Source organism: Acetobacter estunensis, from assembly GCF_019083805.1.
Taxonomy (GTDB): domain Bacteria; phylum Pseudomonadota; class Alphaproteobacteria; order Acetobacterales; family Acetobacteraceae; genus Acetobacter; species Acetobacter estunensis_A.
The window spans coordinates 331,326-352,835 of sequence record NZ_JAHRDV010000001.1 but is presented as its reverse complement, the minus strand read 5'-3'; the positions used below and the strand labels follow the sequence as shown (position 1 = coordinate 352,835).

Below are 21,510 nucleotides of genomic sequence, written 5' to 3'. Positions count from 1 at the left end.
CTATGCCCTGCCTGCGACCAGCTTTGCGCGCCACCATCCGCCTTCAGTTCCGGCAGGGCTTGACGCTGGATCACGCGGTCGAACTGGTGCCTTACTTCGCACGGTTGGGCATCAGCCATATCTATGCTTCACCTCTCCTGACGGCCACACCGGGCTCGCCCCATGGATACGACGTTCTCGACTGCCATCATATTGATCCGACACTAGGTGGTGAGGCCGCCCTGCGACGCCTTGCCCACACGCTGCACGAACACGATATGGGCCTGATCCTCGATATTGTGCCCAACCACATGGCCGTGGGAGGTGCCGGAAACATCTGGTGGGAAAATCTTCTGGCATGGGGTCAGAACAGCCCCTACGCCGAGTTTTTCGATATCGCCTGGGACGATCCCGACCCTCAACTTGCAGGACGTGTGCTCCTTCCCTTTCTCGATCGTCCTTTCGAGGCGGCGCTGGTCTCAGGCGCTCTGAACCTGAAGCATGATCGCGAAAGTGGACTCTTCTTCATCCACCATCACGACCACCGCTTCCCCATTTCTCCTGCTCATTACAGCAGCCTGCTCAAAGGCATGGATCTCCCCCACGCCCTGTCCGCTGCCCTGACGGTCATGGCGGAACGCAGCACGCCGGACAGGGACTGTGCCCAGACACTCAAGGCGCTTTCCCTATGGCTGAACACAGCAATCGGTGCCGATGTACTGTCCGCCCTGACCATGCGCTTCAATCCCGCCCATCAGCCGGGACGCGAGCAATTGCGCCATCTGATCGACCGCCAGAACTGGGTCTGCGCATGGTGGCGCACAGCGTCCGAACTTCTCAACTGGCGACGTTTCTTCGACAACACATCCCTAGGCGCCATCTGCGTCGAACGTGAGAAAGTCTTCACCGACACCCACCATTATGTGCTGTCGCTCCTCGATGAAGGAATCATCGATGGGCTGCGGATCGACCATATTGATGGCCTTGCCGCTCCCGCCGCCTATTGCCGACGGTTACGTCAGAGGATGTTCCCCTCGGAACAGTCTTCGAGTGGACCTGTATCGATCCATGTGGAAAAAATCCTCGCTCCCGGTGAAAACCTGCCCGCCGAGTGGGACGTGGACGGTACGACGGGTTACGATTTCATGGAACAGGTTTCTCTTCTTTTGCACGATGCCAACGGAAAAGACGTGCTGGATGCCCTGTGGCAGGATACGCGCAGTGACGTGCCGAATACCATGGAGGAAACAGAACGACAGGCTCGTGACGAGATTCTGCACGTTTTATTCCCCGCCGAATGTGAGCGGCTCACCCGTCTGTTGCATGCGTCCTTCGCGTCACTTTCCTGCGAAACGACACCCTCCGCCATCAAGACTGTTCTGACAGTCCTCCTGCGTCACTTTCCGCGCTATCGCTGTTATTATGCCGACGATCTCCCCATGGATCACACCGCCGACCGGGCGGCTTTGTCACAGGCTGTAATCGCAGCGCGCAAGGAGATCCCTTCCTTCCACCATCTTCTTCTTCAACGCATGAGCGCGTTGCTCACTACACCTGTTGAAACCGGTCCCTCCCCCGCAGTGCGCCGCATTCAACGCGCCTTCGAGCATCTCACAGCCCCGCTCACCGCAAAATCTCTTGAAGACACAGCATTCTATCGGAATGTGCGTCTGCCCTCACGCAACGAAGTCGGCAGTGCGCCCGACACACTGGCGCTGCCGGTCGCCGCTTTTCATGAAGCCTGCCAAAAGCGACATGCGACCCATCCCCACTCCCTGCTCGCCACCGCGACACATGATCACAAGCGCGGCGAAGACAGTCGGATGCGGATTGCCATTCTTAGCGAAATGCCCGAACAGTGGCACGCACTCGTTACATCCTGGCTGGAGAAGCACACATCAAACCACGCCCCCGATCGTGTCGATGCACTCATGCTCTACCAAAGCCTCCTTGGTGCATGGCCTGTTCAGGATTACCCCAATGAAGAGTTCGGCCCCCGCATGGCGGATTGGTTGACCAAGGCGCTCCGCGAAGGAAAGCGTCATACAAGCTGGCTCGACCCCAATGAGTCGTATGAAAGCGCGTGCCAGGACTACCTTGCTCACTTGTTGGACACATCCAGCTCATTGGATTTCCAACGCGACATGACCCGGTTCGTCCGACAGATCGCGCCAGCGGCCGCCCTGAACAGCCTGTCCCAAACTCTGCTGCGCCTTACTGCTCCCGGCGTGCCGGATCTTTATCAAGGCTGCGAGTTATGGGATTTCAGTCTGGTCGATCCCGACAACCGGCGACCTGTCGATTTCAAAAGCCGGTCGGAACTGCTCCAAGCCGCTTCCGACATCGACCACGCCGCCGCCACATGGCCCGATGGCGCGATCAAACTCCAGCTCATTGCACGGCTGCTCACCTTTCGTGCTCAGCACCCTAACCTGTTTCGGGACGGCTCCTATCACCCTATCTCCCTGAACACGCAGCATATCGTCGCTTTCCTGCGCACTCTCGGAAACCAGCGGCTACTGGTAATGGCACCTCGTCACACTCATACTCTCGCCCCTGACCCGGCCACTCTTGCTCTCACTCAACCGCCCGCCCCCTTCACCCTGCCCGTGAAATGTCACGGACAATGGCGCAGCCTCCTGCGGGAACGCTCGCTCGACATCGGGTCGCATCCCATCTGGCCGTTCGAAACTGGCATGGTGCCACTGGATTGTCTTGTTTGGGAGACATGAACAGACATTCCCTTCAGGGCTGGACCGTCAGCCCCGAAGGTTGTTTGTTACCGTGCGAGCGTTATCGCAAAACTGAGAAACGAGGACCGTTCCACTCATGGCAAAGATCAGCCCATTGGCCGGAAAACGCCTGCCAGCATCCGATCTTCCCGACATTCCGGCCGTGATCGCCGCCTATTACGAACGCAAGCCCAATCCCTCCATCCCCACGCAGCGTGTGTCGTTTGGCACCTCCGGTCATCGTGGCGCACCGCTGAACACCAGCTTCAACGAGAACCATATCCTCGCCATTTGTGAAGGCATTGCCCGCTATCGAAAGGCACAGGGCATCGACGGCCCTCTTTTCATGGGCATCGACACCCACGCCGTCTCCGCCCCCGCCCAGCGCACGGCCATCGAAGTGCTAGCGGCCCACGGCATTGCCGTCCACATCGCTCATGACGATGGCTACACTCCCACGCCTGTCATCTCCCATGCGATCCTGACCTATAATCGCGGACGCAAAAGCGGTCTGGCCGACGGCATCGTGGTCACGCCCTCGCACAACCCGCCCACGGATGGCGGCTTCAAATACAACCCCCCGCATGGTGGTCCGGCCGATTCCGACATCACCAAAGCCATCCAGGACATGGCAAACGGTTTCCTCGCCAATGGCCTCAAAGAGGTGAAGCGCCTGACATTCGAGCGCGCCATCAACGAGCCGTGCATCACACGCCATGACTTCGTGACGCCCTATGTGGAAGATCTGGGCTCTGTCATCGACATGGCCGCCATCCGTGACGCGGGCGTGAAGATCGGCATAGATCCGCTCGGTGGAGCGGCTGTGCGTTACTGGCAGCCAATCATCGCGCGTTACGGCCTCAACGCCACGGTCGTGAGCGAAGAAGTCGATCCACAGTTCGGCTTCATGACCGCCGACTGGGACGGTCAGATCCGCATGGACTGCTCCTCTCCCTACGCCATGGCCCGACTGATCGAAATGGGAAAAACTTTCGACGTCGCTTTCGCCAACGACACGGATGCGGATCGGCATGGCATCGTGGCCCAACCTGACGGGCTGATGAACCCGAACCACTATCTGGCCGTCGCCATTTCCTATCTTTACCGCAACCGCCCACAGTGGAGCGCTGACACCGGCATTGGCAAAACGCTGGTCAGCAGCGGATTGATCGACCGTGTGGCGGCTGAGCTTGGGCGTAAGTTGGTGGAAGTGCCCGTAGGCTTCAAGTGGTTCGTCCCCGGGCTGCTGGACGGAAGCCTCGGCTTCGGGGGAGAAGAAAGTGCCGGAGCCTCCTTCCTCCGCCGTGACGGCACGGTCTGGACGACCGATAAGGATGGAATCATCCTTGGCCTTCTTGCTGCCGAGATCACGGCGAAAACCGGCAAGAACCCAAGCGCGCATTATCACGACATCGCAAAGCGGCTGGGCACGGCATATTACGCACGCATCGATGCTGCCGCCACACCGGAGCAGAAGGCACGGCTGGCCAACCTCTCACCCGAACAATATCCGGGCGACACACTGGCGGGCGAGACCATCACAGCCAAACTGACCAAGGCGCCGGGAAACAACGCCTCCATCGGCGGACTGAAGGTCACGACGAAGGACGGCTGGTTCGCCGCCCGTCCCTCCGGCACAGAAGATGTTTACAAGATTTACGCTGAAAGTTTCAAAAGCCCGGAGCATCTCAAGGAAATCCAGAACGAAGCACAGGATGTCATTTCCAAGGTTCTGTCCGCCGGTTCCTGAAGCAACACTTTACCCGGTGAGGCTATAACACCTCACCGGGAACATCCGATTTCTCAAAATTACGTATTGCCTCTACCTCGCTCCCCTGCATCCATTGTCGAAATATGGGCGAGCTATCCAACATCGCCTGCTGATAACTGATGTTGAAGAAAGCGGACTCTCTTTGCATGTACCAGAACCCTGTCTTCCGCCTGATGGGCGGCCTCGTTCTGGTCAATCTCACATGCTGGGCTGTAGCCCTTCTCGTGAGTGCCACACATCCTGCGATGCTGGCTCCAGCATTTCTCGCATGGACCTTTGGACTGCGTCACGCAATGGACGCGGATCATATCGCTGCCATCGACACCGTCACGCGCAAACTCATGGCACAGGGACGAAAGCCCTATAGCACAGGACTGTTTTTCTCACTCGGTCACTCAAGCGTCGTCATTCTTGCCACCTGTGCGCTCATCCTGTTGCCCGTATCGGACTGGCTGGAACGTTGGCACCTGACCGGAAATCTGATCGGAACCTCCGTCTCCGTTTCCTTCCTTCTCCTCATGGGCATACTCAACGCAGCACTTGTGCGATCCCTGATCCGCGCGCCCAGCACCTCCGCCCAAACCCAGCCTTTCGGGCCTGTTTCATGGCTTCTGCGTCCCCTGATGAAGATTATCGGCAAGGAATGGCAGATGTTCCCACTGGGGTTTCTCTTCGGACTGGGCTTCGACACCGCTACAGAAGTCGGTCTGCTTGGGCTGACGACCACACAGGCGCGAACCGATCTGCCACCCGCAACGATTTTGCTCTTTCCCCTCCTGTTCACAGCCGGAATGATGCTGGTGGACAGTCTCGATACCGTGCTGATGGTGGAAGCGTGGAGATGGAGCGCGCCTTCCTCTCAGCGCCGCAAACACTATCTTCTGGCGATTGCCTCTGTATCCGCTGCAACGGCTTTTGGCGTCGCCATCATTGAGAGCATCCCTCTTGTGAACCGTGTCATGAATCTACCCCTTCCCTTGACCGGCCTGACGGATTTTCTGAGCGATCATTTCCAGATTCTGGGCACAGGTATTCTGGCGACATTCCTGCTGATATGGAGCTACGTTTCTCTGACCGGATGGAAAAAACCATCCAGAAGGCAAGAAAACTCCTAAAGAGACGTCACAGCACCATCAGATAGCAATGTGCGAGCGTACTTCTTCAGCTACCAGTTCCGCCACCTGCCCGCTGAGCACGACTTTGCCACGGTCCAGAACCGCCACCGTATCGGCCAACTCGAACGCAAAATCGAAATACTGCTCCACCAGCACAATCGCCATATCGCCCCGATCGCGCAGCATGCCAATGATCGTGCCTATATCCTTGATGATGCTCGGCTGGATGCCTTCTGTCGGTTCATCCAGAACCAGCAGCCTTGGGCGGATCACGAGAGCGCGAGCAATCGCAAGCTGCTGCTGCTGCCCCCCCGAGAGGTCCCCGCCCCTACGATCGAGCATTTTTGCCAACACGGGAAAAAGGTCGAAAATCTCATCCGGCACCTTGCGCTGCCCCCGCGACAGCAGACCAAAGCCGGTTTCGAGATTTTCGCGCACAGTGAGAAGCGGAAAGATGTCGCGTCCCTGCGGCACTGTCGCAATGCCCCGGCTTGCGCGGTCATACGCCGCCAGTTTTGTAATATCTTCGCCTTCCCACTCGATGCGCCCAGAACTGACAGCGTGCATGCCCGTCACCGCCCGTATCAGGCTGGTCTTGCCCACGCCATTGCGTCCGAGAATGCAGGTCACGGCCCCTTCACGTGCCTCCAGCGAGACACCGCGCAGAGCAATCGCCGCACCATAATGCAGATGAACGTCCTCAACTCTGAGCATGAGAGCCGTCTCCTTTCGTAATCCCGGCACGGCACTTAGCGGCCAAGATAGACCTCGATCACGCGCGGATCGGCGCTCACCTCATCCAGCGGGCCTTCCGCCAGAACGGAACCTTCGTGCAGCACCGTCACTGTGACGCCAAGCGCCCGCACGAAATCCATGTCATGCTCAACCACCACCACGCTTCGCGTGCGGTTGATCTCGCGCAGCAGATCCGCCGTCGCCATCGTCTCGGCATCCGTCATCCCCGCCACCGGCTCATCCACCAGCAACAGATCAGGCTCCTGCCCCATCAGCATGCCGATTTCCAGCCACTGTTTCTGGCCGTGGCTCATGCCGCCAGCCTGACGGTCGGCGTATTTTTCAAGCCGCGTCAGTTTCAAAAGATGCGCGATCCTTTCACGCTCCCTTGCCGTCGGTCGCGCCATGAGAACAGAGAACGGAGAACGGATGCCCTTGAGAGACAGCATCAGGTTTTCCGTCACCGTCAGCGCCTCGAACACGGTCGGTTTCTGGAACTTCCGTCCAATACCCAGACGGGCAATGGTCGGCTCATCCAGCTTTGTCAGATCGCGTCCCTTGAAACGCACGATGCCAGTGTCCGGGCGCGTCTTGCCCGTGATGATGTCCATCATCGTCGTCTTGCCCGCGCCGTTCGGCCCCACAATGGCCCGCATTTCCCCCGGTTTCAGCGCCAGGCTCAGATTGTTGATGGCACGGAACCCATCGAAGGTGACGCTGACATCGCGCACGTCCAGAAGAAGAGAGTCCGTCATGCCTCGTCTCCCTGCGTGTCCGACACTTCCGGCGTCACCTCTTCCGGTGCAGCCTTTTTCATGGGACGCCACAATCCCATCAGCCCGTTCGGGAGGAACAGTGTCGTCACGAGGAACAGCAGCCCAAGGCCATAAAGCCAGAACTCCGGCAGCCATGCCGTGAACAGTGTCTTGCCCAGATTGACCAGCACCGCGCCCAGCACCGCGCCCGCAAGCGTGCCACGACCGCCGACGGCCACCCAGATCACAGATTCAATCGAATTGGCAGGTGCAAATTCACCCGGATTGATGATGCCGACCTGCGTGACATAAAGCGCACCGCCGACCGCCGCGATCATGGCGGAAAACACCCACACCAGAAGTTTCACCTGATCGGGGCGATAGCCCAGAAAGCGCGTGCGGCTTTCAGCATCCCTTACCGCCACCAGCAGATTACCAAAACGCCCTCCCACCACAAAGCGCGAGACCAGAAGCGCCAGCGCCAGCATCACGCCCGTGACGACCAGCAACACCGCACGGGTCGTGGGGGCATGCAAATCGGCACCCAGAATGTCCTTGAAATCCGTCAGACCGTTGTTACCGCCAAAACCGAGCCCGTTCTGAAAAAATCCAAGCATTAGCGCATAAGTCAGCGCCTGCGTGATGATCGAGAGATACACTCCCGACACACGCGAACGGAACGCCAGCCAACCAAACACTCCCGCCAGTGCGGCCGGAATCACCAGAACCAGCAGCATCGCCCATGCGAAATGATCCGTGCCCCACCAGTACCACGGCAGGCTTTTCCATGAGAGGAAGATCATGAAATCTGGCAGGTTCGAATTGCCATACACACCCCGCGCGCCGATCTCACGCATGAGATACATGCCCATCGCGTAACCACCCAGCGCGAAGAAGGCGGCATGACCAAGCGTCAGGATACCTGCAAACCCCCACACCAGATCGACGGAAAGCGCCAGCATGGCATAGGCCAAATATTTCCCCGCCAGCGACACAACAAAGGCCGAGACATGCAGCGGGCTGCTTTCGGGCAGCATACTCGCACCTGCCAGCACTATTGCCACCACCACGACCACAGCCGCCATACGGACCGCGCCCGGAAAAGACCGCGCGCCCGGCTTCGAGAGCAGGCTCATGATTCAACTCCCCGTCCGCGCACGGGAAACATGCCGCGCGGATGACGCTGGATGTAGAGAATGACCAGCACGAGAATGGCGATCTTGGCCGATACGGCCCCAATAGTCGGCTCCAGAATCTTGCCGCCCATACCAAGCGCCATAGCCGCCGCCAGCGTGCCCCACAGGTTACCCACGCCACCGAACACCACCACCATGAAACTGTCGATGATGTAAGACTGTCCAAGATTGGGGCTGACATTGTCGATCTGGCTAACCGCCACGCCGGCAAGTCCAGCTAATCCCGCACCCAATCCGAAAGCCAGCGCATCGACCCGAGGTGTGCGGATGCCCATGAGCGCGGCCATGCGCCGGTTCTGCGTCACCGCCCGCATCTGGAGACCCAGCGGCGTCCGGCGCAGCACCAGCATGAGGCCGCCCAGCACCAATCCGGAAAAAATGAAGATCGCAAGCCGATTGAGCGTGATGTCCATGCCTCCCAGCGCGAACGACCCCGATAGCCATGAGGGTGTCTCGACCGCAAGATTGGTTGGCCCGAAAATGGAGCGCACGGCCTGCTGCAGAATGAGGGAAAGCCCCCAGGTCGCCAGCAAGGTTTCCAGCGGGCGACCATAGAGAAAGCGGATCAGTCCCCGCTCGATCACTACACCAATCGTGCCACACACGAGAAAAGCCACTGGAATGGCGAGAAGAATGGCCACAGGCTCCAACATGGGCGCCGTTGCGCGAATACCCTGCTGAACCATCCACGTCGTATAGGCCCCGATCATCATCATCTCGCCATGGGCCATATTGATCACGCCCATCACACCGAAAGTGATGGCCAGACCCGTGGCTGCCAGCAACAGAACGGAGCCATAACTCAGACCATAGAACGCATTCTGGAACACGCTCCACATACGCAGATGCCAATCAATGGCGGATACCCCTTCGGATGCCGCCTTGCGCACATCCGGCGCTTCCACGGATGATGCTGCGACCGAAGCCAGAATGCTCCGCGCCTCCAATCCGCCCACGCCGGCCAGTGTATGCACCGCCTCCAGACGCTGGCCCTGAGCATCCTCCCCTGCGGGCTGCCCAAGAATTGTCGCCGCACGCGCTTCCTCAAGCTTCACACGCACGCCGGAATCCTTTTCCACCGACAACGCATGATCGATCGCTGGAAGCAGAGCCGGATCGTGCCGTCCATACAACGCGGTGGCGGCCTTCAGGCGCACATCCCGCTGCGGCGCAACCAACTCCATCTCCGCCTGCGCACCGGCCAGTGCCTTACGCACACGATTGTTTAGCCGCACGGGATGCAGGTCAGGTGGTGTCGCGCTGGCAGGCTGGCCTGTGCGGGCCTCCACATAATTCTCGCCCTGACGGATGAACAGACCACCCTGAGAGGACGCAAAAAGCTGGTGTCCTTCCAGCGCATGCAGAACCGCTGCCGCTTGCGGGTTGCCGGAAGCGGCAAGCGTGGCGATGGCCCCGGCCACATCTTCGAAATGCCCGCTGGCAAGCGCATCGAACTCATCTGCGCGCGCAAGAGGCGAGAAAACGATGGCGGCTCCCATTACGAGAGCCGCCATCACACCGGAAAGCCATCCGGCCTTACGCATGCTTCTTGCCAATGCAGGTCTTTGTCACGGTGTTGTAGTTGCCGCACGCAATCGGCTGGCTCCAGTCTCCGATCAGATCCTTGGTTTCCGGCACCCATGGCGACCACGCCTGCCCCGGCACGAGCGAGGGCGTCTTCCACACCACCGAGAACTGTTCATCATCCTGAATCTCACCGATATAGACAGGCTTCGTCAGATGATGGTCGGGCAGCATCTCGGCCACGCCACCCGTCAGATTGGGCTGACGGATGCCGATCATGGTGTCGATCACCTTGTCATGGTCGGTCGTGCCGGCCTTGGTGACAGCCTGAACCCACATGTTGAAGCCGATATAATGCGCTTCCATCGGATCGTTGGTGGTGCGCTTGGGATTTTTCGTGAACTCATGCCACTGTTTGATGAACGCCTTGTTCGCGGGCGTATCGATGCTCTCGAAATAATTCCACGCCGCGAGCTGACCCACCAGCGGTTTGGTGTCCATGCCCGCCAGCTCTTCCTCACCCACGCTGAAGGCCATCACCGGAATGTCGGTGGAGGAAATGCCCTGATTGCCGAGTTCCTTGTAAAACGGCACGTTGGCATCGCCATTGATGGTAGAGACCACCGCCGTCTTCTTGCCCGCCGAGCCAAAAGCTTTGATCTGGGACACGATGGTCTGCCAGTCGGACTGTCCGAACGGCGTGTAGTTGACCATAATGTCCTCGTCCGCGATCCCCTTTGACTTGAGATAATTCGCGAGAATTTGGTTGGTCGTGCGCGGATAGACATAATCCGTACCCACCAACGCGAACCGTTTCGCGCCACCGCCGTCTTCGCTCAGAAGATAGTCCACGGCGGGAATAGCCTGCTGGTTGGGAGCAGCACCGGTATAGAAGATATTGCGACTGCACTCCTGCGCTTCGTACTGCACCGGATAGAACAGAATGCCGTTGAGTTCCTCGAACACCGGCAGCACCGATTTGCGCGACACGCTGGTCCAGCACCCGAACACAGCCGACACCTTGTCCACCGAGAGAAGCTGGCGCGCCTTCTCGGCAAACAGCGGCCAGTTGGACGCTGGATCCACCACGACTGCCTCCAGAGGACGACCGAGCAGTCCGCCCTTGCGGTTCTGCTCGGCAATCAGCATCAGCATGACATCCTTAAGAGTAGTCTCGCTGATGGCCATCGTGCCCGAAAGCGAATGCAGGATGCCCACCTTAATCGGCTCGCCCTTGGGCGCCGCCGCGTAGGACCGCTCACTGCTCCATGCGGCACCCACGGCCGCCACCGAAGAAGCGAGAGCCAGACGTCCGAACGCGCGACGGGAAAGATTCGGCAGGGTGACGGGCATGATGAACGGTCCTTTTGCTGCTGCCCCTATTCTCGGCCGAAGAGAAAACATCTTCCCATACGCAATCCTGCGTATGGGCCGGAGTTCTTTTCGGTTACGATACTGTCTGCAGCCATCCGGACAGCCGAAAACGTGACCTTGCCGACCGACACCAGCCGTCTGCGCATCGTGCGCACCCGCCGGGCCTACAGCCGCTGGGCCGCCGACCAGACCTTCGAAGACTACGCCCTGCGCTTCACGGCACGGCGTGCCCGTACGGTCACCCCCATGCGGGCCGCCCTGACCGCGCTGGGGTCCATCTCTTTTCTGGCGCTCGAAGCGATGGGCGGCACGCTGACTCTCGCCTTCGGTTTCACCAACACGGCACTGGCCATTCTTCTCGTCACCATCGTCATTTTCTGCGTGAGCCTTCCTCTCTCCGCCACAGCAGCCCGCGCGGGACTGGATATCGACCTCCTTACGCGGGGCACGGGTTTCGGCTATATCGGCTCAACCATTACCTCCCTGCTCTACGCCAGCTTCACTTTCATTTTCTTCGGACTTGAAGCCGCCATATTGGCCGGCACGCTCCACGCTCTGTTGGGTGTTCCGCTCTGGCTGGCCTATCTCCTCTGCGCCGCCATCATCATTCCGCTGGTGACGTGGGGCATCACCTTCATCGCCCGCTTCCAGATCGCGACCCAGCCGCTCTGGCTCTTCCTCAATCTGGTGCCCCTTGCCGTGCTCCTGATCCTTCATCCGGACGCTCTCCCTGCATGGACGCATTTTCCGGGTCTGGAGCCGCTTTTTCCGCACATCGATCCCATCGCCATCGGAAGCGCCGCATCCGTCATGGTCGTGCTGGTCTGCCAGAGCGCGGAACAGATCGACTTTCTGCGTTTTCTTCCTCCACTCACCGCGGCCAATCGACGACAATGGTGGACCGCCCTCGTGCTTGGCGGCCCGGGCTGGGTGCTGTTCGATGCGTTTAAGCTGCTGGCAGGCTCCTTTCTCGCGTGGATGGTCTTGAACGCAGGATTCACGCCGGCACAGGCGGTGCAACCGGGACTGATGTACTGGCTGGCGTGGGGAACCTTCGCACCGACACCCGTCGCAACCTTTCTGACCGTCATGCTGGTCGCGCTGGCACAGGTGAAGATCAACATCACCAACGCCTATGCCGGCTCTTTAGCGTGGTCGAACTTCTTTTCCCGCCTGACACACACGCATCCAGGACGTGTGTTCTACGTTATCTTCAATGTCACCATAGCACTTTTACTGATGGAAGCCGGTCTGGTCAGCACGATCCAGACGGGCCTGACGCTCTATGCCGTACTGGCCTGTGCATGGATCGGGGCCATTCTGGGTGACATCGTCTTTTGCAAGCCGCTGGGCTTCAGTCCCCCTTTCGTGGAGTTCAAACGCGCCCTGTTGCCAGACCTCAACATCGTGGGACTGGGCGCGTGGGGGCTTGCCGCAACCTTGGGCATTGCAGCACTGTGGGGCGCACTTGGCGAACACACCGCAGCCTTCGCGCCTTTCATGACATTGGGAGTGGCCTGTTTGACGGCCCCGATCCTTGCGTGGATCACAGGCGGACGCACCTATCTTGCCCGCCAGCAGCCCGCTGGATGGAATGCGCGTCCCGCCATGGCATGCGTAATCTGCGAACACAGTTTCGAGGCCGAAGACATGGCTGAATGCCCGGCCTATGGCGGCACCATCTGCTCGCTGTGCTGCTCTCTCGACGGGCGCTGCCGGGATCGCTGCAAACCCGTTTCCACGCGCATGGCGTCTCAACTCGCCACGCCGTTGCGTGCATTGCCTACACGCATCCGCCGCCTTCTGCTCACACCCGGAGGCCGCTTTGTGCTCATTATGACGGGTGTCACCGTTGTACTGGCCGTTCTGTCATGGCAAACGGGGCGCGCATGGAACGGTCTGTTCCTGATAGTGTTCCTTGCCTGCGCGGTGGGCGCGTGGCTGCTGGTGATGGCGCAGGAAGGGCGCCGGACCGCCACACGCGAGACGCTGCACCAGACCCGGCTACTGATGAACGAAATCCGCGCTCGCCGCCGCACCGACCGCGCGCTGAAAATCGCCCGTGAGAAGGCTGAAGCCGCAAGTCTTGCCAAGACACGCTACATCAGCGGCATCAGCCACGAAATCCGCTCTCCGCTGAATGCCATCATGGGCTACATCCAGCTTCTCCAGCACGACCCGCGCGTTCCGTCCGAACGACACCGTGCTCTCGACATCATGCGCGAAAGTGGTGAGCACATCACGAGCATTCTCTCCGGTCTGCTCGACATATCCCGCATCGAAGCGGGACGGATCGAACTGCATTCGGACATCGTAGCGCTGCCCATCTTTCTGGAATCCGTCGCTCAGATGATCCGCCCGCAGGCATTGGCCAAAGGGCTACGCTTCGTCTGGAAACCCGGTCATCTGCCCGCCGTCGTCACATGCGACGAGCATCGCCTGCGTCAGATCCTGCTCAACCTGCTCTCCAATGCCGTGAAGTTCACGTCCCGCGGCAGCGTGACTTTCTCAGCACGCTGGCAGGGACAGATCGCCGAATTCGTCATTGAGGACACTGGTGCAGGGATCGCACCGGAAGATCACAACCGTATCTTCGAGCCGTTCGAACGTGCCGCCGCCACATCCAGCGTGCCGGGAACGGGACTGGGACTGACCATTACAAAACTGCTCACCGAAATCCTCGGCGGCGAACTGACATTTACCAGCACACCCGGACAAGGCTCTCGCTTTAGAGTGAGGCTGATGCTGCCGGACCGGCAGGTGGAACTCCTACCGCGTCTGCCCGCCTTTCCCTGTGGATATGAGGGACCACATCGCACAATCCTCGTCGTAGACGACGACAGACAGCACCGTCAGATCATGCGCGAGATTCTGGAACGATGCAGCTTCACCGTCGAAGAAGCCGAAAACGCCGTAACATGTCTCGACACGCTACCTCATGTTCAGCCGGACCTGCTGCTGCTCGATCTTTCAATGCCCGGCATGGACGGGCGCGATCTTGCTTTGCGCATACGACAGGGACCGTTTGCTTATCTACCGCTGATGTTTCTCACAGGAAATCTGGTGGAAAGCGCAAACCGACATGTGCCCTCGCTCGATGACTGCCCGGTTCTGGGAAAACCGGTGAACCTGACGCTTCTGATTGAAGAAATCGGGCGTATACTGAAGTTGGAGTGGGTCTTTCCCGAGACTGTCAGTCCTTCCCTCATCCCAACACCTGTGAGTCCATCCACCGCCGAACTTTCTGCTGCGGAACGGAAGACGCTTCTCTCCTCTCTGAATGGCGGCAACCTCAAACAGCTTCGCGAACACTTGGCGACCATGCAGCAAAACCGGCCGGAACTGGAACCGGCTCTTGCTCCGCTCCTGAAACTGGTCACGTCCTATCAACTTGAAGCCCTGCGCCACCATCTGGAGGCTCCCCTTCCATGACAAACGCTCCCACTCGCAAGACCGTCCTTGTCATTGATGACGACCCCGCTGTTCTTGGCCTGATGGATGAACATCTTACCCATGGCGGTTATGACGTGCTGCTCGCGCAGTCGGGACCGGCCGCGCTTGAAGTTGTGGCCCGATGTGTGCCCGATCTGGTTCTGGTGGACGCGCTGATGCCCGGCATGACAGGGTGGGACGTGTGTGAGGCTCTGCGCCACGACACACGGCTGGTCCACACGCCCATCATTTTCATGACCGGCCTGACCGAGACCGAACACGTGATCCGCGCTTTCGAGCTGGGGGCTGCGGACTACGTCACAAAACCCCTGCGGCTGGAAGAAGTTCTGGCGCGCATCGGCGTGCGGATCGAAGCAGCCTCCCGCATCCGTGCGGCCCATGGCGCTCTGGACAGCGCGGGGCGTTTTCTTCTCGCTGTCAGCCGCGCGGGCGATATGCTGTGGACCACGCCCCATGCCGCACAGCTTTTGGACAAAATCCCCGATGGAGCGCTTGCCGCCCTCCTGCGAGGAACGAGCCTGCCGCCCCCCGGCTCGGTAATGCTACGCGAAAGCACGAGCGAGGACGAACTGACACTCACTTTTGTCGGCGCCATTAATGACGACGAACTGCTCCTGCGTCTGGCCAGTCACTCCCTCCATCCGGAGCGACTGCTTCAGGCGCGACTGGGACTGAGCGGGCGGGAAGCCGAAGTGCTGCTGTGGATCTCACGGGGCAAGACCAGCCGCGACATCGCGGACATCCTCACCGTCAGCCCGCGCACGATCGATAAACACATCGAACAAATCTACAACAAGACCGGTCTTAGCTCGCGGGCCGCAGCAGCGGCCACGGCCTCGCGCCTGCTTGGAGAAAGGTAATTACTGCCCGCGCACCTGATCGTCGAGGATGGTGGTGCGTTTCTCCGCAGGAGAGCCCACTTCCGGGCACAACTTGTTCTGCTCCACATGGCGCACCGAGAGCAACCGCGCCTGCAGGGCGTCGCGTCCCATCTCGTTGGTATCCTGACGGATGGGCTTGCCCGCTGGAGAGAGGGTCATTCCCTTCATGATGCCGACACCCGGCACGGGATCGAACTTTACGTAAAATCCCTGATCTTCCTCAGCCGTGCCGGCCGCCACATCCGCCGCCTCTTTCCGTTTTACCACGTCCAACTGATCGGATAACCGCACGTCCTCGACAAACAGATGGCGGCAATCGAGAGTGTCGAGAGGAGGTTCCACCGCATGCGCCGCGCTTCCGGCGACACCGCAGGTGAGAAAAACCAGTCCGCACATGATCCGGGGCTTCAAGATCAACATTCCAATGTCTCCCGGCGGCTGTCCGCATCAGCACGCCTGTCAAGTGATGTCCTCGGGTCGGTTGGCGTCAGTACTGGAACTGCATGCCCAGAAGAAAGGCGTTCGAGGCCCGCGTGCCCATCGGCTTGTAGCGCACGTAATCGAAGGTAAAGCGCAGATTGTGACCATCCATCACATAGTTCGCGCCGGCATCGAACTGTGTGGTTTTCGGATGCCCCGCCCCGTACATATCCTTCTTGAAACGGAACTGCTGATAACGCACCAGCGGCTGGATGCGCCCCCAGCCAAGCTTGTAGGGGATCAGGTAGGCCGTACTGGCCAGAAACGCCGTGCCGTCGTTAATGCCGCCGACATTGCCATAATCGGGAGAACGCTGCCCGTGGCCCGCCGCGATGTCTTTCACGCCGTCGGTGTAATACTGGTAATACGCACCTTCCAGAGTATAGACACCGTAGCGCGCGTCAGGACCGATTTTCTTCTCGAACAGACCGTCGATGTTCCAGGCTTTGTAGTCACCCTTCTGCTGCGCCGTACCTACGCCATCGGTTTCGTACTGACCGGCCAGACCGATCGCAAGAATGTCGGCTTTTCCGTAATAGGTGCTGGCCGTGTAATAGGCAGGTGACGGTTCGGGATCGAGAAAATTGTATTCCAGACGGGCTGCAAACAAAGGATGCTCGCCTCGGTTGGACGCATCGCGCTGCCAGTTATGGCCCCGATAGACACCCGCAACGTAGCGAAAATGATCCTTCATCAGCTTGCCCCACACCGCAAGACCATCGTCACGGCCGGACCATGCGCCGGGATACTGGGACACGATGGGAAAAGCATAGGTGCTGAGAAAGTATGGCCCGTCGAGATTGGAGCGATCACTCGGAGTCAGCATCCGACCGCCCCAGACATTGAAAGCTTTCCACGGTTCGACCTGAAGGATGCCGTCGAGCACGTTCCAGTTGCCATCGCGCAGCCGCTCGAGATTGAGCGTCGCCTTGACGTATTTGTGGAACTGCGCACCCATATAGACACGAAAATCGCTTGCGCTCGCAGCGCTCGAATTACTCGGCGTCGCGGCCGGATCCTTGCTGAGATACTGGGCTCTCACACCGACACCCAGTGTGAAGAACTGGTCCTTGCCAAAATTGACCGTCACAGCAGCGCGTGACTCTGTGGGAGCCAACGCGCTGAACGCGGCACAAATCGACAGAATACTTCCGCACCTGAGCAGGTTTTCTTTTCGGCTCATCGAGAACCGCGACGCAAGCGCAATCATGAACATCCTCCCGTGGCCGCAGTCACCAGTTGGCGACAGGAGAAACATTACGAAAACGAATCGTAATCGCGGGATGCGTGAAATTACTTAGAGACGGACATTTCTCCGCTGACGTGATGAAAACACCCCATCACTCCAACGAATGTTTCAGAGCCCGCCTTGCTCAATGATGAACTGGGCAATGTCTTCCACGCCCTCACCTGCGCGGATGTTGGAGAACACGAAGGGCCGCTCCCCACGCATGCGGCGGCTGTCACGGTCCATCACGCCAAGATCGGCCCCGACATAGGGCGCAAGATCGATCTTGTTGATGACCAGAAGATCGCTGCGCGTAATCCCCGGTCCACCCTTGCGCGGGATTTTGTCGCCTGCCGAAACATCTATGACATAAATGGTTAGATCGGCAAGTTCGGGGCTGAAAGTGGCCGCAAGATTATCACCGCCGCTCTCCACCAGCACGATATCCAGCCCCTCGAACCGATCCGTCAGTTCCGCAATACCCGCAAGGTTGATGCTTGCATCCTCACGGATCGCCGTGTGCGGACATCCTCCCGTCTCGATGCCCATGATGCGCTCGGGCGGCAGCGACCCGGCGCGTGTGAGGAACTCCGCGTCCTCACGTGTGTAAATATCGTTGGTGATGGCCGCAATATTGTAATCATCGCGGAACCGGCGACACAGCGCATCCATCAGCGCCGTCTTTCCGGTGCCTACTGGTCCCCCAATACCCACACGCAGTGGACCGTGCTTTGCCTTTGTCATGTCCTGAACAGCCTCGTTTCCTGAGTTTCATGATGCATGGCCGCGAGATCGGAACAAAAGCACGCGCTTCCCACGTCTTCCAATGTCCGGGTCAGCGCGTCCTGTGCCGCTTCCAGCAGCACATCTTCCAACCGCGCAAGTGCGCGCAATCCATCCGTCTGCCCCAGCGGCACCAGTCGCACGGCGGCAGAAACAAGGGCCGCCACTGCGGCATACCCACCCGACAGCAGCGCCTGCTTACACGCCACCGCCCCACGACGAAACACGAGCCCCTGCACGACCGGCAACGGCCACCGTACACCGGCAAGTTCGGCTTTTGTCGGGACTACGTCCCACACATCCGACGCCTTCAGAAAAGCCTCACCCTGATAAACCGTCTCTTCATAGCGTTCCCGCGAAGACGCACAGGCGCAGGCAAAATCGGCAATAGGACGCAACGCCGTCATGTCATGCGCCGCCTCCCACGCCACACGCAGGAAAATCAGGTCATTACCGATACTTCCATGCCGAAGCAGCGCACTCACCCACGCAATCAGCGTGTCCACATCGCGCACATCGCCCTGCTCAACCGCCCATTCCAGCCCATGGCTATAGGCATACCCCCCTGTGGGAAAAGCAGGAGAAACCCATGACAGAAGACGCAGGAAATCCGCCCCGTCCGTCGAACCGGTCCCGCCATGTCTGTCAGTCATGGGAATGCGAATGACCGTGCCCATGATGGTGATAATGCTCTCCACCATGAGTGTGATCGTGGGAAGCCGCACGCGCCGTATAAGCCCCGCTTTCTGGATCGAACGGCGCCTCGACCTCATGCACATGGCCACCCAGTCCACGGATCATGTCGGCGATCACATGATCCTGCCGCACGAGGATACGATGCGCATAGATCGCCGCCGGAAGATGCCGGTTTCCCAGATGCCATGCCAATCGCATCAGATGCAGCGGATCATGCGCCGTCACTTCCATCAGCTTTTCCGGCAACGCTTCCACCCGCACGATGCGTCCATCGTCGAGCTTCAATCCGTCACCGGCCTGAAGCAGGCGCGCATGTTCAAGCTCCAGCAGCACCTTCTCGCCTGAACGCAAACCCAGCATCATGCGCCTACGATGCCGTCCTTCGTAATCGGCGGCGAACACATCCACCGCCTGCGCAACATCCCAGCTTCCTGCTGGTAGAATCTCGATCACACGGGTCATCAAAACAGGAAATACCTCTGGGCCATGGGCAGGATTTCGGCAGGTTCGCAGGTCAGCAGCACGCCGTCCGCACGGACTTCGTACGTCTCGGGATCGACCTCGATATGCGGCATCGCGTCGTTGTGGATCATGCTGCGTTTGCCAATGCCGCCACGCACGTTGGACACGGCCGACAGAGGCTTTCTCAGCCCAAGCTTCTGCCCAATGTCATCTTCAAGTGCCGCCTGTGAGACAAAAGTCAGACTGGTGTGCGTCAGCGCCCCGCCATAACCCCCGAACATCATGCGCCCATGCACAGGCTGCGGCGTCGGAATGGAGGCGTTCGGATCGCCCATCATGGCATAGACAATAGCCCCTCCCTTGATGACCAGATCGGGCTTTACACCGAAAAACGCGGGTTCCCACAAGACAAGATCAGCAAGCTTGCCCACTTCGATCGAACCGACCTCATGCGACAGGCCATGCGAGATGGCCGGATTGATCGTGTATTTCGCGATGTAGCGTTTCACGCGGGCGTTATCCGCCGCGCCATCGCCCGGCAACGCGCCGCGCTGAAGCTTCATCTTGTGCGCCGTCTGCCACGTTCGCAACGGCACCTCACCCACACGCCCCATGGCCTGACTGTCTGAGGACATCATCGACAGCACGCCCATGTCGTGAAAGATGTCCTCCGCCGCGATGGTCTCGCGCCGGATGCGGCTCTCCGCAAACGCAATGTCCTCAGGCACCTGTGGGTCAAGATGATGACACACCATGAGCATGTCGAGATGCTCATCCAGCGTGTTGATCGTATAGGGCCGCGTCGGGTTGGTGGAGGACGGCAGCACGTTCGGTAGCCCCGCCACACGGATGATGTCGGGCGCATGACCACCGCCCGCGCCCTCCGTGTGAAACGCATGGATTGTGCGCCCCTTGAACGCGGCGATGGTGTCCTCCACGAAGCCACTCTCGTTGAGCGTGTCGGTGTGGATCATCACCTGCACATCCATGCGATCCGCCACGCTCAGACAATTGTCGATGGCCGCAGGGGTCGAGCCCCAGTCCTCATGCAGTTTCAGGCAGCACGCTCCCGCGCGCACCATTTCCTCCAGCCCATCCGGGCGCGAAGCATTGCCCTTGCCCGCAAACGCCAGATTGACCGGAAACGCCTCCACTGCCTGCAACATCCGCGCCAAATGCCAAGGGCCCGGCGTGCAGGTGGTCGCCGCCGTGCCGGTGGCCGGCCCCGTGCCGCCGCCCAGCATGGTGGTGACGCCTGAAGCCAGCGCCTCCTCGATCTGTTGAGGGCAGATGAAATGAATGTGGCTGTCGATACCCCCCGCCGTAAGGATCTTCCCCTCACCCGCGATGATTTCCGTGCCCGGCCCGATGATGATGTCCACACCCGGCTGAATATCCGGATTGCCCGCCTTGCCAATGGCCGCGATCCGCCCGTCCCGCAACGCCACGTCCGCCTTGACGATACCCCAGTGGTCAATGATCAGCGCATTGGTGACGACAGTGTCCGCCGCCCCATCCGCGCGCGTGACCTGCGATTGCCCCATGCCGTCACGGATGGTCTTTCCGCCACCAAAGCGCACTTCTTCTCCATAAATGGTGAAATCTTTCTCCACCTCCACCAGAAGCGCCGTATCGGCCAGACGCACCCGATCTCCGGTCGTGGGGCCGAACTGGCCTGCGTAATCATGCCGGGAAAGCCGCGTCATTTATCCACACTCCCCATGACATCACCCCGAAAGCCGACCGCCCGCCGCAAGCCCCGGAACGGCACCAGCGTGACCTCACGTTCCTGTCCCGGCTCGAAACGAATGGCCCCACCGGAGGGCACATCCAGACGCCAGCCCAGCGCCTGCTCACGGTCGAACAGAAGCGCTGGATTCACCTCGGCGAAATGATAGTGGCTGCCCACCTGCACAGGCCGGTCACCCGAATTGACCACGCGCAACGTGCGGCGTGGCTGGCCTTCGTTGAGAGCGATATCGCCCTCTGCCACGAGGATTTCCCCCGGCACCGCGCCATCGGGAAGAGGATCAGCGTATCGGGTCATGCACCGTCACCAGCTTTGTGCCATCGGGAAACGTCGCTTCCACCTGCACATCGTGAATCATCTCGGCCACACCGGCCATGACCTGCTCGCGTGTCAGCACACGACCACCGCTGGCCATGAGTTCCGCCACGCTCAATCCGTCACGCGCACCTTCCACAACATGATCGGTGATGAGCGCCACGGCTTCGGGGTAGTTCAGGCGGACACCGCGCTCCAGTCTCCGACGCGCCACCATCGCCGCCATGGAGATAAGCAGCTTGTCCTTTTCCCGGGGAGTAAGCTTCATGACCCGATACAAT

Annotated in this window: 18 protein-coding genes; 5 read left to right on the top strand and 13 right to left on the bottom strand. The window is 59.8% G+C overall.

Going from position 1 to position 21,510, the window contains the following annotated elements; all coding sequences use genetic code 11:
* Positions 1–2: 2 nt before the first annotated feature.
* From treY to KUA11_RS01765, 3 genes are all read left to right on the top strand, one after another.
* The gene (gene treY / locus KUA11_RS01775) at positions 3–2,711 is read left to right on the top strand and encodes a malto-oligosyltrehalose synthase (protein WP_217408818.1); all 2,709 of its coding nucleotides are present in this window, start codon (positions 3–5) and stop codon (positions 2,709–2,711) included.
* 97 nt (positions 2,712–2,808) lie between these two features.
* The gene (pgm, locus tag KUA11_RS01770) at positions 2,809–4,461 is read left to right on the top strand and encodes a phosphoglucomutase (alpha-D-glucose-1,6-bisphosphate-dependent) (RefSeq protein WP_217408819.1); all 1,653 of its coding nucleotides are present in this window, start codon (positions 2,809–2,811) and stop codon (positions 4,459–4,461) included.
* Positions 4,462–4,628: 167 nt separating this feature from the next.
* Positions 4,629–5,597, top strand: coding sequence for a HoxN/HupN/NixA family nickel/cobalt transporter (locus KUA11_RS01765; protein WP_217408820.1), 969 nt, complete (start codon positions 4,629–4,631; stop codon positions 5,595–5,597).
* A gap of 18 nt (positions 5,598–5,615) precedes the next feature.
* Here the strand turns inward: KUA11_RS01765 and urtE are convergent, their stop codons facing one another.
* Genes urtE through urtA form a run of 5 tightly spaced genes read right to left on the bottom strand, consistent with a single transcriptional unit; the run spans position 5,616 to position 11,160 of the window.
* Positions 5,616–6,311: an urea ABC transporter ATP-binding subunit UrtE gene (urtE, locus tag KUA11_RS01760; RefSeq protein ID WP_217408821.1), complete on the bottom strand. Its 696-nt coding sequence runs from the start codon at positions 6,309–6,311 to the stop codon at positions 5,616–5,618.
* Between the two features lie 35 nt (positions 6,312–6,346).
* Positions 6,347–7,087, bottom strand: coding sequence for an urea ABC transporter ATP-binding protein UrtD (urtD, locus tag KUA11_RS01755; RefSeq protein WP_217408822.1), 741 nt, complete (start codon positions 7,085–7,087; stop codon positions 6,347–6,349).
* A complete protein-coding gene (gene urtC, locus KUA11_RS01750; protein ID WP_217408823.1) occupies positions 7,084–8,223 on the bottom strand; it encodes an urea ABC transporter permease subunit UrtC in 1,140 nt (379 codons plus the stop codon). The genes urtD and urtC overlap by 4 nt, the downstream gene beginning before the upstream one ends.
* Positions 8,220–9,797 (bottom strand): urea ABC transporter permease subunit UrtB, encoded by a 1,578-nt coding sequence (urtB, locus tag KUA11_RS01745; RefSeq protein ID WP_408744131.1) that lies wholly within the window; start codon positions 9,795–9,797, stop codon positions 8,220–8,222. The genes urtC and urtB overlap by 4 nt, the downstream gene beginning before the upstream one ends.
* A gap of 22 nt (positions 9,798–9,819) precedes the next feature.
* Positions 9,820–11,160 (bottom strand): urea ABC transporter substrate-binding protein, encoded by a 1,341-nt coding sequence (gene urtA, locus KUA11_RS01740; protein ID WP_217408825.1) that lies wholly within the window; start codon positions 11,158–11,160, stop codon positions 9,820–9,822.
* Between the two features lie 138 nt (positions 11,161–11,298).
* Between urtA and KUA11_RS01735 the strand changes: the two genes are divergently transcribed.
* On the top strand, positions 11,299–14,613 hold the full coding sequence (locus KUA11_RS01735) for a hybrid sensor histidine kinase/response regulator (protein ID WP_217408886.1): 3,315 nt from the start codon (positions 11,299–11,301) through the stop codon (positions 14,611–14,613).
* Positions 14,610–15,494 carry a response regulator transcription factor gene (locus KUA11_RS01730; protein WP_217408826.1) on the top strand — a complete coding sequence of 295 codons (885 nt, stop codon included), beginning with the start codon at positions 14,610–14,612 and terminating at the stop codon, positions 15,492–15,494. Before KUA11_RS01735 ends, KUA11_RS01730 begins: the two co-directional genes overlap by 4 nt.
* On the opposite strand, the gene KUA11_RS01725 is transcribed toward KUA11_RS01730, so the two are convergent.
* The 8 genes from KUA11_RS01725 to KUA11_RS01685 all read right to left on the bottom strand — a co-directional run bounded on the left by KUA11_RS01725 (position 15,495) and on the right by KUA11_RS01685 (position 21,497).
* The gene (locus KUA11_RS01725; protein WP_254454592.1) at positions 15,495–15,935 is read right to left on the bottom strand and encodes a hypothetical protein; all 441 of its coding nucleotides are present in this window, start codon (positions 15,933–15,935) and stop codon (positions 15,495–15,497) included. It abuts the gene before it with no gap.
* Between the two features lie 67 nt (positions 15,936–16,002).
* A complete protein-coding gene (locus KUA11_RS01720; protein WP_254454593.1) occupies positions 16,003–17,205 on the bottom strand; it encodes a porin in 1,203 nt (400 codons plus the stop codon).
* A gap of 147 nt (positions 17,206–17,352) precedes the next feature.
* A complete protein-coding gene (gene ureG, locus KUA11_RS01710) occupies positions 17,353–17,967 on the bottom strand; it encodes an urease accessory protein UreG (RefSeq protein WP_217408827.1) in 615 nt (204 codons plus the stop codon).
* Entirely contained in the window at positions 17,964–18,659 is a 696-nt protein-coding gene (locus tag KUA11_RS01705; RefSeq protein WP_217408889.1) for an urease accessory protein UreF, read from the bottom strand. Before KUA11_RS01705 ends, ureG begins: the two co-directional genes overlap by 4 nt.
* Positions 18,652–19,164: an urease accessory protein UreE gene (locus KUA11_RS01700; RefSeq protein ID WP_217408828.1), complete on the bottom strand. Its 513-nt coding sequence runs from the start codon at positions 19,162–19,164 to the stop codon at positions 18,652–18,654. Before KUA11_RS01700 ends, KUA11_RS01705 begins: the two co-directional genes overlap by 8 nt.
* The gene (ureC, locus tag KUA11_RS01695; RefSeq protein WP_217408829.1) at positions 19,164–20,870 is read right to left on the bottom strand and encodes an urease subunit alpha; all 1,707 of its coding nucleotides are present in this window, start codon (positions 20,868–20,870) and stop codon (positions 19,164–19,166) included. Before ureC ends, KUA11_RS01700 begins: the two co-directional genes overlap by 1 nt.
* On the bottom strand, positions 20,867–21,211 hold the full coding sequence (locus KUA11_RS01690) for an urease subunit beta (RefSeq protein WP_217408830.1): 345 nt from the start codon (positions 21,209–21,211) through the stop codon (positions 20,867–20,869). The genes ureC and KUA11_RS01690 overlap by 4 nt, the downstream gene beginning before the upstream one ends.
* The gene (locus tag KUA11_RS01685; protein ID WP_166313397.1) at positions 21,195–21,497 is read right to left on the bottom strand and encodes an urease subunit gamma; all 303 of its coding nucleotides are present in this window, start codon (positions 21,495–21,497) and stop codon (positions 21,195–21,197) included. The genes KUA11_RS01690 and KUA11_RS01685 overlap by 17 nt, the downstream gene beginning before the upstream one ends.
* Positions 21,498–21,510: the final 13 nt, after the last annotated feature.